Source organism: Paenibacillus sp. B1-35 (assembly GCF_050474385.1).
Taxonomy (GTDB): domain Bacteria; phylum Bacillota; class Bacilli; order Paenibacillales; family Paenibacillaceae; genus Paenibacillus_B; species Paenibacillus_B alvei.
Window position 1 is genome coordinate 16,245 of sequence record NZ_JBCHVJ010000001.1, and the last position, 15,901, is coordinate 32,145.

The window sequence follows — 15,901 nt, forward strand, 5'->3', positions numbered from 1 at the left end:
GGAGTGTGAAAAAATGAACATAGAAGCTCAAGAGCGAGCTGCAATCATTGAAGCTGTTACTGCAGAAGTGATGAAGCGATTGAATCTAGAACGTCAGGAAGAAACGGCTCCAGCAAAAAAACGAGCGGTTCTTCTAACGGTGGAAGCGGTACCGGAATTAGAGAATGTACTGAAGCCCTACTATGATGTTCTCTATTATGATGAATCGTTTAGAGATTGCGATGTGCTGATCATTCCAAAGCTGTGCCTGCAATTGCTTTCCAATCTCGCAAACGGGTTAAGTGCTGGCCCGCGCGAGCGCTTTGTCTTAACGATGCTGCTCAAGGGGCGGGAAGTGATTGCGCTCGAGGAAGGATTGCTGTACCGCAAATATAAGGCGACAGCGCCTGTACTCTTGTACAAGCTGTATGATGAGTTTGCAAACAAGCTTCGTGCTTACGGCATTCGCTTGGTGAAGGAACATGATCTGCTGGCAGCCTGTCTGGAGGACAGCCATGTGGAAGCAGGATCAGGACTTCAAGCTGAACAACAGCTAGTGGAAAAACAGGAAGATTCCCATGTAGAATTCGCTCCAAGTACTCCACATGCTCAAGAGTTCGTGCTGAATCGCAAAGTGATTACGGAAGCAGAACTGAAGAAGTATCGCCTGCATAACGGCAAAGAGATCGTGATTGATCGGCATAGCATTATAACGCCGCTCGCTCAAGACTACTTGCGTATGCAGAAAATGCAGGTGCACAGAAGATAACGGCGGGGTGAAGCTATGATCGTGGGACAAGTTACGGGAAGCCTGTGGGCAACTCGCAAGGACAACAAGCTGAATGGTCTGACCTTCCTAGTGGTCAAGCCTCTATCGAATCATGATGAACCTGTTCAACGCGATTATTTCGTCGCAGCAGACAACGCGGGAGCAGGCATCGGAGATACTGTGCTCGTAACGACGGGAAGCGCTGCCCGGGCATCATTCGCCAATTCGGACATCCCCGTCGATGCAGTCATAGTCGGCATCGTCGATTCCATCGAGGTGTCCCATGACTAGTGCAATCGGTGTTATTGAGCTGCGAAGCATAAGCAAAGGCTACGAAACGGCTGACCGCATGCTGAAGACATCTCCCGTCAGTGTGCATCATATGAAGCCGATTTGTCCAGGCAAGTTCCTCATTATGATGAGTGGGGATACCGCAGATGTTCAAGCCGCGATGGAATCAGCGCGGGAGGAAGCGGGAGACTTCCGAATCAGCGACTTCGAGCTGCTAGGCGTTCATTCCGATATTGTGGAGGGATTGAAGCGAAGCAATGGCTCAATTCCTGTGGACGCGCTTGGAATCGTGGAGACGTCTACGGTGTCTTCCGGCATTTTCGCACTGAATGAGGCAGTAAAGCAATGTGATATTCGAGTGAAAAAAATGAATCTCGGCATGGCGATCGGCGGTAAGTTCCTCGCCGCATTCACGGGAAGTGTCAGCGATGTCGAGCAGGGGATGAAGGTGTTCGTATCCTCCATGGATCAAAAGCGGATGATTCATTATTCCGTAATTCCTTCTCCTTCTGAAGAACTCAAACAACACTTCCGATAGGTAGTTTAAAAAGCTCGCTTTTGATCACGAAGTAAAATTGAAAGCAACTCGGCATCGAATCTTGCGTTCACTCTCGAATAGCATATGCTTCCGAAGTATGTTTCCTTTGGAAACATTTTAGCTGCTCATGTAGTTTTGCCTACACTGCGCTGCTCCTTACAAGTTTTGCAACGCAAAACTCGCTACGAAAGCATAGGCTTCGAATTCCCGCAACCTTCTCGGTGCTGACAACCGATCTTTTTAAACGTGATTGAAAAATACGCTTTTGATCTTAGGTAAGAATGGAGGAGCACGTTCGTGGAGATTAATGAAATCATCATATACGGCATGGTCATCTTCATGATTCTCGGAGCAATCGACAAATGCATTGGGTACAAGTTCGGATTGGGGCACCAGTTCGATGAGGGGATTATGGCTATGGGGTCGCTTACGCTGGCGATGGTCGGAATTATTTCGCTGTCCCCAGTATTGGCCAAGGTACTCAGTCCGGTCGTTGTGCCGCTGTACAGCGCGCTCGGCGCAGACCCGGCCATGTTTGCAACGACGCTGTTAGCCAACGATATGGGCGGGTTCTCACTCGCGCAGGAATTGGCGCAAACGCCGGAAGCGGGATTGTTCGCGGGTACGATTTTAGGGGCGATGCTTGGACCTACAATCGTATTCATCATCCCAGTCGCACTTGGCATTATTAAGAAGGAAGACCAGAAGTATTTGGCTACTGGCGTATTGGCTGGTATTGTAACGATTCCGCTTGGCTGCTTAATCGGCGGCTTGGTGGCAGGTTATTCGCTCTCAATGATCTTGTCCAACCTAGTTCCTATCATCCTGTTCGCCGTACTGATTGTGTTGGGATTGTGGAAATTCCCGAACGGGATGATCAAGGGCTTCACGATTTTCGGTCAGTTCATCGTCATTGTTGCAACGCTTGGTCTTGCGGCTGGCATCACGCAGCAGTTGACGGATATTACAATCATTCCGGGACTTGCACCGATTGAAGAAGGAATTAAGATCGTTGGCGACATTTCCATTGTTTTGGCTGGTGCTTTTGCGATGGTATTCGTTATTACGAAGGTATTCAACAAGCCTCTTATGAAGCTGGGCAAAATGCTTGGGATGAACGAGATTGCAGCAGCAGGTCTGGTAGCGACGCTGGCTAACGTTATCCCGATGTTCGGTATGATGAAGGACATGGATGTGCGAGGCAAGGTTATCAACGTTGCATTCGCCGTCTCTGCCGCATTCGTATTCGGCGATCACCTCGGCTTTACGGCTGGGGTCGCAAAGGAAATGATCTTCCCAATGATCGTCGGCAAGCTTGTCGGCGGGATTACAGCGATTATCGTGGCTATGTTCTTAGCTAAAAAATTAGCACCTGAACCGGATCTGAAGGAAGAATAGCCGGAATCGGTCTAATGAATGGTATGGGCACTCTATCTCTCTATTTTATGTATATGGGCATGATATAAATTGTTTTGAACTCTTCAATAGGTAAAAGCCTAAGGGGAGTTCTTTTTTATCTACGTGTAATGATTTTGATCGGTCGATAATGCAAAATTGTAATGCGCAATTAGGGAACGAAGCGTCAGCAAATGAACCAAAATTAAAGCGAGGCACGTAGCAACAAAGATTTTTGACTATCCTTTGTGATATAAAATTAGAAAAGAGTAGCCGTATTAATATTTCTTGAAGCTCATAAAATGTTTTTTGACAGTAAATGAAATTCCTCCTTAAATCGATTCTAATATCAGAATTGCTCTATATGAATAGAATTTTATAATCCTTAAAAGCAAACCGCATTTCTACACCTGAATAACGGTGGGGGGGATTGTAGATCAACACTTAAATATAATGCAACCCTAGAACCTATTCCGGCGAGGTCATTTTGGTTGGCTCTATAATTCATTTAATACTATTCTGTTCGTCTTCCATTTAAATTCCATCAAGGCGAAGCATCCTTTAAATCAATCCACTTTCCGTACATCTTGAGCTCCATCAATAATCATTTTAATTTCACCCATTTCCAGCCTCTCCGTTCAAAAAACGGGTTCCCACTGCAATTCTCGTGCAATGACCCGCCTCTTTGGCGGGTACCCCATTCCCCAGTCAGGAGAACTAGTTCCTTCAGGTGCAAATCTAAGTCTCGAAGGAAGGTCACCCTTTCGCCTGATTATCGTACGACATAAAAATAGTATTAATGGAAATACTACTAGATAATAAAAAATAAGGAGTGGATTTTTATGGATGTAGCGGAATCTGCGCCGGTTCTCGACAACTCGGCCAGAGAGATTCTCAAAGGAACGCTCGTGCCAGTAAACGTTCCTGCGGTCGGCGACGAGCCTGTGGGCGGAATCGTCAAATTGGGCGCAATTCGACAACTGGCCTTGGCTCCTGGGGATACCGATGATGTTCGTGACCGACTGGGGAACATCGATCAGCACGATGGAGACACGGCGCATGTCTCCATTGAGACGCTAGAGCTTCTGAAGGCGTTCGAGGATCCGTTGGTGCCCTTACTACGCCCGGATCTCACGGCGATCTCGCGAATTCCCGGATGTGAACTGGCGGCGTTTGCCGAGGCCCTTATCGTTAAGCGCACCAAGCACATGAGGAAGGTAGAGGCGGACTCCCCCACCGAGATCGGCCGATCCGCCCAGGCGCTAAACTCCGCCGCCGTTGCCCTGCGCGCTCTCACAACCGGTACCGCGACGCCACCGATAGGAATGCTCAACCTTGAACGAATCGAGATGGTTCCCGTAGGGATCCAGCGCGGTGAACTCGTGTCAACTATTCCGCTTGCCCCAGGAGAGGAGACCGCGGTCACGTACAAAGAATGGTCCGTCACATCGAAAGAGTTCACGACGATCGTCACTGACTCGCTGGAAGAGATCAGCGAAACAGGAGTGACGGACAACACCGATCTTTCCCAGTCGACGTCGTCGCAGAGCCAGCACTCCAACCAGTTCAATATCACGGGAACGGTCCAAGGCGGCATTCCCATCATCTCGGGTTCGAGCACAACCGGCTTCACAGCGCAAGGGTCGGAGTCGGTGTCTGCCAGCGAAAGCATCAAACACGCTCGGACCACTACTATGAAGGCATCGGCACGGTCGAGGCGTGAACACAAGGTCACCATATCGACGACCACGGAAACAGGAACGTCCCAGACCTCGACACGCATGCTTAAAAACACGAACAACGTCAACCCAATACGGATTGACTACTTCAGCCTGATGAGGAAGTGGCGGGTCAGGCTGTACCGATACGGGCTGCGGCTGACGTACGATATTGTCGTCCCTGAACCGGGCGCGGCAATGCGGCGCGCATACGCAGAGCTTGAATTGCTGAGGGCGCAGCAGGGGCCGTTCACGTTCAACGTGAAGCGCTCTGATATTACGACGGATCGTGTAAATCAGGACGGCATTCCCGACCCCAACGGCATCCCGAAATACCAGTGGCTCGCTGAGCGTCAAGGCGTCTCGGTCAAAGCGTATCCCGCGGAACCGACTCCGTTGACGCCGACCGCGCGCGATAACACCAACGGCGGATGGTGGTTCCTCGACGCTGAATTCGACGTTCCCGGCGGCACACGTATACGGGAGATCAGACTGGACGCCCAGATAGGAAAGGATGACTCCGACGACAAGATGAACTTCGACGTCATCGGCTCCCACATCGAACCAGGATGGCAGGGCAAAACCGAGGCGTTGATCATTCGAGATCACAAGATCATGTCGGTTTCCTCGGGGGTGCCCTTCATGCAGGGCTACACCGGTCACCATAAGGTCACCTTCTTTTTCCACCACTCAGAGCAAGTACTGTGCCGTCTCACCGTGCATTTGGAGCTGACACCGGAGGCCATCGAGCAATGGCGGACTGACGTCTGGAACGCCCTGTATGACGCCGCGCAGACCAAGCACTTCGCCCAACAGCAGGAAATAGCAGCAAGCATTGCCGCCATCGAGGAGAAGCTGGCAAACGTCGACACTCTGACGTTGCGGCGTGAGGAAAGCGACGAGATCATGAAGTGTGTGCTGAAGTTCATCCTCGGCACTGACTTTGACTTTATGCCAGCCAACGTTCTGGCTGCCTTCATGGCGGCAAATGTCGACCTTCAACACGGTATTGGCTTCGATCAGCCGAGCCTTGGGCTGACCCCTGAGCAATGGACGCTGGTTCGACAGCATGAGGACGTCATCCGGTTCATTAACCAGGCGATCGAGTGGGAGAACGTGGTAACGTTCCTGTACTCGTATTTCTGGGACGTCCCGCCAAGTTGGCCGTTCATCCGTCAGCTCCGCCATTCGGATCCAACCAGGCAAGCGTTCCTGCGAGCCGGCAGCGCACGGGTCGTTCTCACAGTGCGTAAGGGCTGGGAAGAGCGGTGGATGCGGTACGCCGAAGGGGGTTCCATCGGTGCGCCCATCCCAGCACCATACCTGAGCATTGCTAGGGAGATCGCAGCATACGACGACCGCAACTATCCCGGCATCCCGCCAGCGAATCCTGGAAGAGCGGCAGTACACCTCCAAGACGCTGTCTTCACGACGTCGACAATGGACATCACGCCGAGCAGCAATCCCGTGAACATCAAGGTTGCCGACAGCTCCGGGTTCGTTGTCGGCCTACCGGTCGTCATCGACGTGGAGGATGAACAGCATATCCAGGAGGCGCAAACGATCATCGCTATACCTAACGCGACGACCATCACCGTCGCAAAGGTGACATTCGCTCATAGAGGCACACAAGCTCCTGTGCCGATTCTGCAGCCCGGCGAGAAGGGCGCGCTCATCGCGGAGTGGAACGAATACACCCCGACGTCTGGTACAGACATTGCTGTCACCTCGAACCTCGCTACCATCTCGTAGCGATGGTGATGAAGGATGTTAGCCGCACGGTCTTCGACCTTTATCCCGTTGGGTTGTTCCGACGCGGATCGTCCGGGGAAGTAGAGCAAGATCCTGATGCGCTCCTCCCCGGCGCCAACTTACGAAAGTTCGGGTGGACGATCCTCGACAAGCGAGCTTCCGACGGTTTCAGCTATCAGCCCGTACCATTCAGCTCCGCCGGAATCAGTGATGGAAACAGGAAAGACATCGCCGGGCGTGCGTTCGTGTTGGAACGTGACTCCGGCACGACGCGGCTGTTCTTCGTATGGATGCCGACCACCTTGGTCAACCGGATTAGCAACGGGACTCTACTCGCCCCGCTCAACTTCCATGTACTCTTTCATCCGCCGACCTACGAGAAAGAGTACAAAGGTACGCGTCCATACTGGACAGGTAAGCTGCCGGCAGACGGAGTGCCGTACTACGTGAGGCTCGGGATCCGATATTTGTGCTCCGACTTCAAAAGCATCGCTCATCATGTCATGGCCGTCACTCGTCGTGAACCCAATCTTGCTTATGTTGTCCCCGTCGCCGATCACGCCGGAAATTTCGCTGACATGATCACACCAGACGGCATGCTCGGCACGCTCAACGATGTCTACCGCTCGCTGTTGACGCTGCTGAACGCACCAGACAAGCCGAGATTCGACACAATCGGGCATGTCATGGTGTCGGGATACAGCCGCAGCGGAAATCGGCTCGTCGAGTTGATGGCCCAGTTCAGCGCGAAGCCGTTCTTCACCCAGCATCTCATACAGCTCAACGCGTTCGACATTAACCTTGGCGACACCGAACAGCAAAGGCTTCCCCAATTGGCCCGGCTGTGGGAGGGCGCTCGGCAGTGGGCAACCGTCAACAGGAAGGCGCGAGCCTACGTGTACACGGCCTACCGGAGCCACTATAACCACTGCCTAAATAATCCGATACCCAGAGGAAACCGCTGGAGTGAGACCGTCAACGTGAACTTAGAGGACGTTTCCTGGTTCGATGCAGATGCGAAAAAAAAGCCAGGCGAGAAGAGAGGGGTTGCATCGGAGACTTACGCCTCGGATGGACGGTTCGGCCTCATGTGTCTGCCCATATCGTTTTTCCGTTATTATCTCGAAAATGAAGGTAAAAATGGTCGGGAGATCATCGGGAATCAGGTACGAGGATGGCAAGACGACGAATACCACCTCGGTGGCTACCACGGCCACGGACTTTTCCTGCGAGGAATGATGTCCCATGCACTTGCGCACGCGGATCCGACATTCTTTGCGGTGAGACAAAGGTAAGCAATCCTTGGGAAGCAGTGAGTCAGTGTATCACCGTATAGATACGTTGAACTGTGACCCATAAGAAGGACACTTTGAAAAAAGTGACCCGCTTGTGGGTCATTTGTGTTTTAATCAGAGTAATAGTGAGGGAGCGGATAAGAATATGGGGAATTACTTTTTTTCTATCCACTATATACTAGTGCTTTAACCAAGCCAATCCAATGCTTTCTTTTCGAGGTTCTTCACAAACGAATCCTTTCCATCCATATATGCTTCAATATCATTCGGATGTTGACTTGTCAGCTTTTCCTTCAAGTTGCCGTACTGCTCAGCTTCCTGAGGATGTGCGCGCAAATAATCCCTTACAGCCAAATGACGTTGAATATCTTCCTTGTTATCTGCTTGAAAAACGTGTACATGATGTGTCCGATGTTCCCCGCCCTTTCGGAAATATCTTCGTCCTTCCATGCCGAATTCGCCCATACATTCATAGCCTAGTTCTGTCATTTGCTCGTTGAAAGCATCGATTTTTCCAATGTCCTTTGCAACCGGCATCAGGTCGATAATCGGTTTAGCCTGTAATCCAAAAACAGAAGTGCTGCCAATGTGATGGATGTCGGTCAACTCATCTCCGAAAATCGTTTTTATCTTTCGAGCTTCATCTTCGAACATACGGTTCCAGTCATCATTATATTTCGTTACGATTACGTTCATTGCTACAGATCTCCTCCTTCACTTTGAACCAGCACGAATGTGTATCTAACTAGAAATCTATCCTGTAGATATATCATAGGGGGAGCTAAATAAGAAGTAAACGTTTTGATTAGCGGTTGCGGTTCATTAATCATTAGGAATAGGTATTCAGGCTATCATGACGAGTGGGCTCGCGTCGCAGATGCAACATCTTGTTTCAATATTGCATCGGTAAGAAAGACATACGTAAAAAAGAAGCATCCGCTGAATGGATGCTTTTGTGCATACAATATAAACTTAGGGTCACATCGTGGTATTGATTCCTGTATTGGAGCGTACGAGAATTTCATCGAATTCAACTTGATTGTCTGCTTTTCCTGTTTTACTCGACAGCATGGTACCGATGTAACCAGCGATGAAACCGAGCGGAATGGATACAATACCTGGAGTCGTAAGCGGATAAAGCGCGTTACCAACAAAGATTGCTTTTCCAGCTTCAGGATGAAATACGTTCGGACTGACGAGAACGAGTCCTACGGAGGCGATCAGACCAACCATCATGGCCCAGATCGCGCCATTCGTATTAAAACGTTTCCAGAATATTGTATATAAAATAACAGGCAGGTTTGCACTCGCAGCAACGGCAAACGCTAGCGATACGAGGAATGCAACATTAAGGTTTTGTGCAAATAAGGCTAGAATAATAGAAATAACAGATATCCCGATGGCAGCATAACGTGCCATATTGACTTGCTGCTTCTCTGTCGCTTGCCCTTTTCTTAAGATTTGATTGTAGAAGTCATGGGAGAAGGCAGCAGCGGCGGTAAGTACAAGTCCAGCTACAACGGCGAGAATAGTTGCGAAGGCAACAGCAGAAATAAATGCAAATAGCATATTGCCGCCCAGTGCTTTTGCGAGGAGCGGTGCAGCCATGTTCCCTGCTTTATCCGCAGCGGTAATATCACCATTTCCAACGAATGCAGCAGCGCCAAAACCCAGGAATATCGTCATCACATAGAAAATACCGATAATCCAAGTTGCGTATACAACAGAGCTGCGAGCTATTTTCGCATTTTTAACCGTAAAGAAGCGGACAAGAATATGAGGAAGGCCTGCGGTTCCAAGTACTAATCCCATCGTCAAAGACAGTGTATCAAGACCATCTTTATATTTAACGCCAGGATTAAGGAAGTTCTCTTTGAGTGGCGTTGCATCCTTGACATGATCGAACATGCCTGTGAGGCTCCAGTTGAATTTGTATAGCACGAGAATCGAGATCAGAAACGTTCCGCCCATAAGCAGAATTGCTTTGACAATCTGTACCCAGCTCGTTGCGTGCATTCCGCCAAACGTGACGTAGACGGTCATAAGAATACCTACGATGATGACGGAGGTTGCAAAATCAATACCGAGAAGCAGCTTGATCAAGGCTCCTGCACCTACAAGCTGTGCAATCATATAGAAGATGGATATGGCAATGGTATTAAACGCAGCGAATCCGCGAATTTTTGTCGTTTTGAAGCGAGCTGCAATCATATCGGCAAACGTATATTTCCCTAAATTTCGTAAAGGTTCTGCGACTAAGAAGAGTACGACTAAGTAAGCAACAAGGAAGCCGATACTGTAGAAAAATCCATCAAATCCTGCTAACGCAATCGACCCCGCAATCCCTAAGAACGAAGCTGCTGACATATAGTCCCCGGCAATTGCCATCCCGTTCTGCCATCCGGTCAAGCCGCCTCCGGCTGTATAGAATTCACTTGCAGATTTACTCTTTTTCGAAGCCCAATATGTAATAACGAGTGTCAAGGCAACGATGGCCAAAAACATAAGAAATGCAGCAGTATTCATGGTCTACCTCCCTTTCTCAACAATTATTTGGTCGGAGGCTTTATCAAATGTAGAAGCCTTTTTGTAGTAAATCATACAAAATGCCCAGGTCATCACAAATTGCAGAAAGGCAAAGACCCAAGCCCATGTAATACTGCCGTAAAAGGAATAATTCAAGATGTCCGTGTAGGATGTAAGGATCGGTAAGGCGAAATAGAAGCAAAGGAAGAAGATTGTGAAAGGAATAATGAAGTTTTTCTTGGTTCGAATCAGCTTTCTGAAGTTATCTGACTTCGCAATGGATGAGTATTGTTCGGGAGTTAATTCCTGCCTCGAGTGCTCGGCGGTTAACGTTTTATTTGCCATCAGCAATCCCTCTCATTCAATGAGTATACCTGCATCGTACAAAAACGAAGCGCTTACAAAAGATGCTGTGCCATACAGTTGTTAGCGGCCACCACCTTTAATTGAAATGTGAACAACTTGTGAAAAATACAATTCGAAAACATTATACTATAACCGTTAAAGTTGTAAAGATATAAATTTGTTTGTATCTTTAATCAGTCAAATCTGAGGCGCTAATCCTGTAGGTTATGATTATTTGAGGACATTCGAATATTTGGCAATATGGTGTGTACGGCGATTAGGCAAATGTAGTGGAAGACTGTTATAGAAGGCAGCACCTAACTTTAGAGATATAAAATAAAGAAGCTCTCGATATTTCAAGACCTTGCTAATCTGGTTCTTATATACCGTATGTATGACTCTAAAATTAGAAGTACTGCTTCATGTCACCAATTCACCCTCCACAATCTTGGTTAGATACAGCTCAGGCAGTGCAAGAAAATCCTCGAAACTGCATACATCGCCGTATTCCTGATGCTCCTCATCATAGTAGCCGATGCATTTCGTCTTTGGATTCCAGACAAGGAGAATCGAAGTATAGTTATCCACGCCCGCGGAGAGACGCAGCAATTTCTTCCTGCCTGCTTTCATTTCAATCGTTTCCGTAAAAGGGAAGAACTCAATGTAGCCGATTTCGTAGTCGTTGTCAGGCAATTCGATTCGCAGCTTGTCTCCTATTAGAAAATCAATAAGGTTTTGCGGCAGCTTATAGCTCTTCAATGCCAATCTTTTATTTTCAATGCTATGAAATTCTGCAGGCTCCAATGACTTTAAATACTCGGCCATAGCGCTATCTTTATTTTGCACAGCAATCGTATAGGCACGATCACCGCCTTTTTCACATATACACACGTCCGCTCCATGTTCAACCAAGTATCGAACCATCATTAAATCGCCATTTCGTGCAGCAGCGGTTAAAGGGGTAGAACAATACGGGTAGACCATATCCGGCTTATTGAAATTGATATCCACTCCATGCTGAAGCATAAATTCAATCGTGCGCCAATCACGAGCGTCAACGGCTTTGCGTAGTGTGTAACCGCCATATTTGGCAGCATCTAAGCCAAGCTCATGGATGAGCGGGAGGTTGTGTTTTTTTCCGTAATAAGCTTGTACATAGGCATTGCTCTTAAGATGATCCAGAGCATCGATTTTGGCTCCATGTGCTACGACGTATCTTATGATCTCTTCTTCGCAATAGCGAACAGCTAGCAGGAAGGACGGTTCCTTCTTGTGATTCAAATTCACCCCGTGCTCGATAAGCAATTTAATTACCTCGAATTGTTCCATAATTATGGCTAGTTCTAGCGGGATCACAGTCGTATATTGGCTTATTCTGATCTCTTGTTCCATATCCCAGCCTTGTGCAATGGCATCGCGCAGCGCTGATAGATTGCCTTCATAGATGTGCATAGCAAGCTCAGGCAGCGACGTAAAGGTTCCAATATCCTTTAGCTTAAACATCTCATCAACTCCGATCGTGTAAGGAATCTACTTCTTTTGTCTACTTCTTTCCAGTATAGATGGTGGAGAGTGAATTGAACAACAGGTTTCGATTGATACCACCGCATAAAGGTATTGTGATTTTCCCCCGAACAAATCAGGAAAGTATATACTTTCGTATGAGTGTAAAGTACACTCAATACAGGAAGTTCATGGAATAGCCAGGGATATTTCAGTTGTAAAATTGATCTCTTGTGATGGAGGGATTTATGGCGGTTAAACGAATCGTGGCGAATATTGCAGCATCGAATCTGTTGGATGCCAAACATTTCTATGAGGAAATATTAGGGCTGAATCTGCTGATGAATCACGGTTGGATTGCTACCTATGGAAATGATGCTCAAATGAGTGTTCAGATGAGTATCGCATCACAAGGAGGGTCAGATACGCCTGTGCCGGATTTATCGATCGAAGTGGATGATGTCGATGTTGTGCTGATGAACATGGAACGTGCCGGTTTTTCAATCGAGTATGGGCCTGCAGATGAGCCTTGGGGAGTAAGACGCTTTTATGTTCGAGATCCCTTCGGGAAGCTTGTAAATATTTTGGCACATACCAATCATTCATAATTGAGTTATCCGGTTCGGGAAGCGATTACACAATATAAGAATGGCAATCTCCCTTCTAGGGGAGCGACATTACATCATCAGGAGAGTGCTGACGGGGATGACAGAGTTAACAATTGATTGTGGCGACATATTGCTGCGTGAGTATCGAATGGAAGATGTGGATGCTATTTGTGCATTAACGCAGCAGCCTGCTATTTTGGAATTTCTACCGGATTGGAACGCATCGAAGGAGCAAAGGGCTTATATACCGGAATTGAAGCCTCCTTATGCAGATAACGCTACTCTAACAAGTACACGGAGCTGGGCAAGTAAGTTGATGATAAGACAGAGAATAACGACAACGAGGATATATTGGAGGGAAACAACATGGAAACATACAGCTTGAATGAAATGGTCGTTCATCACACGAAAATGGCAATTCAGATAGCCGCATCGATGGGTCATACGCTGGACTTCAGCAGCGAGAGCGTACATCGCGTTGAGGACATATTGGACAATTATGCTAATGATTATGCGAGTCAGCCAGATATGATCAAGCCGCTCGATCGAGAGGTGTGGTCGATAGCCGCGATATGGGGCACCTATGTTGGAGAAGTGATGAGAATCGAGCTGGGGGAACTTTGCAACTGGGAAGCGGTAGAAGGCGGGTATTTGCTGGATGCTCAAGGTGCGAAGGCCAGTCCAATCTCGAAAGCATTCAAACGAATCGTGAACGGCCCAGAAGATAATATCGTCTCGTTCTATGAGATCATTGGGGAGAAAATGCGTGAACATTTGAGTCAAATACAAGAGTAAAACTAGAGGAAGGATAATCACATGGGATATCACATCCAAGATAAATTTGTAGTTGCTGTAGCATCGAGCGCGTTGTTTGATTTGACAGAATCGGATGCTGTCTTTCAAGAACACGGGGAAGAGGAATATCGGAAGTACCAACGTGAGCATGAGAAGCGGGTGCTTGATAAGGGAGTAGCTTTCCCACTTATTAAGAGATTGCTCGGTCTGAACGGTACGGATATCGGCGATCAAGCAGTAGAGGTCGTTCTGTTGTCACGCAATGATCCGGATACCGGCCTGCGCGTATTCAAATCAATAGAGCACTATGGTCTGCCTATTACGCGGGCAGTGTTCGTCACTGGAAATGATCCGTTTGTTTATATGGATGCTTTTAATGCGTCGCTCTTTTTGTCTGGCAATAAAGATGATGTGAAGCATGCCGTCGGGTTGGGGTTGCCAGCGGGCTGCGTGTATCCTACTGATTTCGTTGATGATGACGAAGATGAAGAGCTCCGTATCGCATTTGATTTCGACGGAATTATTGCAGACGATTCGGCTGAAGCGGTGTACCAGCAGGGGGCAATAGGATTATTTCATCAGCATGAACAGCTAATGGCGGGGGAGCCGTTGCCACCTGGCCCGCTGCTTCGCTTCTTTCTCGAAATATCCAAGCTTCAACGAAGAGAAATCAATCGAAGAATCGAGAATCCAAAATATCGTCCGAAAATAAGAGTCGCCATCGCAACGGCGCGGAATGCGCCTGCGCATGAACGGGTCATTTCCACACTCAGGAAGTTGGATATCCGGATTGATGAAGCCTTTTTCTTAGGTGGGGTAGAGAAGGAGCGGGTACTGAAAATTTTTAAACCTCACATCTTTTTCGATGATCAGGTCGGGCATATCGAAGGAGTTGCGAGAATTGCGCCTTCCGTGCATGTCCCGTTCGGTGTAAGAAATGCAGAAACTAAGCAAACCAGTATGTAAGGTCTATCTCTATTTATATACTATGTTCCAGCTTCTTACTTCAACCCACCTTTCGCTGATTGCTAGAAGTGGGTTGTTTGCGCTCATGTTTCCGAGAATGAACAGATGCATAATCAGATAAGGCGATAGTTTGAAACAGTGAAAATTGAACAGCATCGCATTGCAGGCGAGTATGCCATATTTCCGGACATCTGAGCATTTTAATGGTGAACCGTATGTGCCAGTGAATTTATTGAAGAGCGTAGGTTTGAACGCCGCTTGGCATAGGGGTCGAATCGGTACAAGCTATTGCGAACAAATCGCAGAATGAGACTGTATTTCAGCTTTCCAAAGATATGGAAGGCATATCGACTGAATGGATGCCCGATTTATACGTAATAGTTCTGGCATACTAACTACAGAAGATCCTATTTTTATCGACTGCATGTCATTTACCTAACTTGAAGGGATCGATGCAAATATGCTTCGTATTTTGGCTGTAACGGATAAGATGGAATTAAGGCGAGATATAAACTTAGAAGAACTTGAGCATATACAACCAAAGTGGTATTGGGTAGACTTCAATGAACCTTCACCTGAGGAAGCGAGGCTGCTGGAGCAGTATTTTCATTTCCACACACTAGCCGTCGAAGATTGCTTACATCATTTGCTGCAGCGCCCGAAAGTTGATCATTATGAAAATACTCATTTTTTTGTTCTGCATTCGCTGCATCCCCATACATTAGCGGCAGAAGAGGTGGATTTATTTTGGGGAGATAATTTCATCGTAACGTTTCATTTGAATCCTTCCAAGGAAATCGACGACGCATGGAATCGCATTGCGGAGAAGCAGCAACTGTTCGAAGCCGGACATGTGTATGCGGCTCATTTGGTAATCGACAAGTTGGTCGATCAATATTTCCCGGCGGCATATCAGCTTGAAGATCAATTGTCTGATATTGAATCCAATGAAGGGAAGGACTCCATCCAGAGCTTAATGGACGATATATTTGAAATCAGATCCAAGCTGCTGAAGCTGCGAAAAACGATAGTGCCGATGCGGGATTTGTTGTACCGAATCATTAATTCCGAGCGTATTGAAGGCGTGCAGAGTCATTTGCTCTACTTTACAGATATTTATGATCATTTGCTGAAGCTGTCTGAAATGATCGAATCGAATCGCGAGATGACTGCAGATATGCGAGACAGTTATATGTCCTTAAATTCCAATCGCATGAATACGATTATGAAGACGTTGACTGTAATAACGACCATTTTCATGCCTCTTACATTCGTTGTCGGGATATACGGCATGAATTTTGATAACATGCCTGAACTTCATTGGCAATGGGGTTATTTTATCGTTCTGGGAGTTCTCATTGTCGGTGGTATTGGAATGTATGCCTGGTTCAAAAGAAAAGGCTGGTTTGATTGAGAAGAAG

15 protein-coding genes are annotated in these 15,901 nt (G+C 47.6%); 11 read left to right on the forward strand and 4 right to left on the reverse strand.

Going from position 1 to position 15,901, the window contains the following annotated elements; genetic code table 11:
- Positions 1-13 precede the first annotated feature (13 nt).
- The 6 genes from ACQ5BJ_RS00095 to ACQ5BJ_RS00120 all read left to right on the forward strand — a co-directional run bounded on the left by ACQ5BJ_RS00095 (position 14) and on the right by ACQ5BJ_RS00120 (position 7,737).
- The gene (locus ACQ5BJ_RS00095) at positions 14-748 is read left to right on the forward strand and encodes a hypothetical protein (RefSeq protein WP_005549793.1); all 735 of its coding nucleotides are present in this window, start codon (positions 14-16) and stop codon (positions 746-748) included.
- 15 nt (positions 749-763) lie between these two features.
- Positions 764-1,039 carry a EutN/CcmL family microcompartment protein gene (locus tag ACQ5BJ_RS00100; RefSeq protein ID WP_005549792.1) on the forward strand — a complete coding sequence of 92 codons (276 nt, stop codon included), beginning with the start codon at positions 764-766 and terminating at the stop codon, positions 1,037-1,039.
- Positions 1,032-1,577, forward strand: coding sequence for a BMC domain-containing protein (locus tag ACQ5BJ_RS00105; RefSeq protein ID WP_005549791.1), 546 nt, complete (start codon positions 1,032-1,034; stop codon positions 1,575-1,577). Before ACQ5BJ_RS00100 ends, ACQ5BJ_RS00105 begins: the two co-directional genes overlap by 8 nt.
- Positions 1,578-1,874: 297 nt before the next feature.
- On the forward strand, positions 1,875-2,975 hold the full coding sequence (eutH, locus tag ACQ5BJ_RS00110; RefSeq protein WP_268600031.1) for an ethanolamine utilization protein EutH: 1,101 nt from the start codon (positions 1,875-1,877) through the stop codon (positions 2,973-2,975).
- An 839-nt stretch (positions 2,976-3,814) separates the two neighbouring features.
- Positions 3,815-6,442: a hypothetical protein gene (locus ACQ5BJ_RS00115; RefSeq protein ID WP_268600032.1), complete on the forward strand. Its 2,628-nt coding sequence runs from the start codon at positions 3,815-3,817 to the stop codon at positions 6,440-6,442.
- 8 nt (positions 6,443-6,450) lie between these two features.
- Positions 6,451-7,737, forward strand: a complete 1,287-nt coding sequence (locus ACQ5BJ_RS00120; protein ID WP_040736385.1) for a hypothetical protein — start codon at positions 6,451-6,453, stop codon at positions 7,735-7,737.
- A gap of 186 nt (positions 7,738-7,923) precedes the next feature.
- Here ACQ5BJ_RS00120 and ACQ5BJ_RS00125 read toward each other — a convergent pair whose 3' ends face one another.
- From ACQ5BJ_RS00125 to ACQ5BJ_RS00140, 4 genes are all read right to left on the reverse strand, one after another.
- Positions 7,924-8,433: a GrpB family protein gene (locus tag ACQ5BJ_RS00125; RefSeq protein WP_005549787.1), complete on the reverse strand. Its 510-nt coding sequence runs from the start codon at positions 8,431-8,433 to the stop codon at positions 7,924-7,926.
- A gap of 282 nt (positions 8,434-8,715) precedes the next feature.
- The gene (locus ACQ5BJ_RS00130; RefSeq protein WP_005549786.1) at positions 8,716-10,263 is read right to left on the reverse strand and encodes a solute symporter family protein; all 1,548 of its coding nucleotides are present in this window, start codon (positions 10,261-10,263) and stop codon (positions 8,716-8,718) included.
- 3 nt (positions 10,264-10,266) lie between these two features.
- A complete protein-coding gene (locus ACQ5BJ_RS00135) occupies positions 10,267-10,608 on the reverse strand; it encodes a DUF485 domain-containing protein (protein ID WP_430107721.1) in 342 nt (113 codons plus the stop codon).
- Positions 10,609-11,028: 420 nt separating this feature from the next.
- Positions 11,029-12,111 (reverse strand): ankyrin repeat domain-containing protein, encoded by a 1,083-nt coding sequence (locus ACQ5BJ_RS00140; RefSeq protein WP_262866796.1) that lies wholly within the window; start codon positions 12,109-12,111, stop codon positions 11,029-11,031.
- 248 nt (positions 12,112-12,359) lie between these two features.
- On the opposite strand from ACQ5BJ_RS00140, the gene ACQ5BJ_RS00145 reads away from it, so the two are divergent.
- The 5 genes from ACQ5BJ_RS00145 to corA all read left to right on the forward strand — a co-directional run bounded on the left by ACQ5BJ_RS00145 (position 12,360) and on the right by corA (position 15,894).
- Positions 12,360-12,719, forward strand: coding sequence for a VOC family protein (locus tag ACQ5BJ_RS00145; RefSeq protein WP_430107725.1), 360 nt, complete (start codon positions 12,360-12,362; stop codon positions 12,717-12,719).
- A gap of 97 nt (positions 12,720-12,816) precedes the next feature.
- Complete coding sequence (locus ACQ5BJ_RS00150) at positions 12,817-13,104, forward strand: hypothetical protein (protein WP_005549781.1); 288 nt, start codon at positions 12,817-12,819, stop codon at positions 13,102-13,104.
- Positions 13,086-13,514, forward strand: a complete 429-nt coding sequence (locus ACQ5BJ_RS00155) for a hypothetical protein (protein ID WP_005549780.1) — start codon at positions 13,086-13,088, stop codon at positions 13,512-13,514. Before ACQ5BJ_RS00150 ends, ACQ5BJ_RS00155 begins: the two co-directional genes overlap by 19 nt.
- A gap of 21 nt (positions 13,515-13,535) precedes the next feature.
- The gene (locus ACQ5BJ_RS00160; RefSeq protein WP_262866795.1) at positions 13,536-14,480 is read left to right on the forward strand and encodes a 5'-nucleotidase; all 945 of its coding nucleotides are present in this window, start codon (positions 13,536-13,538) and stop codon (positions 14,478-14,480) included.
- A gap of 460 nt (positions 14,481-14,940) precedes the next feature.
- Positions 14,941-15,894 carry a magnesium/cobalt transporter CorA gene (corA, locus tag ACQ5BJ_RS00165; RefSeq protein WP_430107728.1) on the forward strand — a complete coding sequence of 318 codons (954 nt, stop codon included), beginning with the start codon at positions 14,941-14,943 and terminating at the stop codon, positions 15,892-15,894.
- The last annotated feature ends 7 nt before the right edge of the window (positions 15,895-15,901 follow it).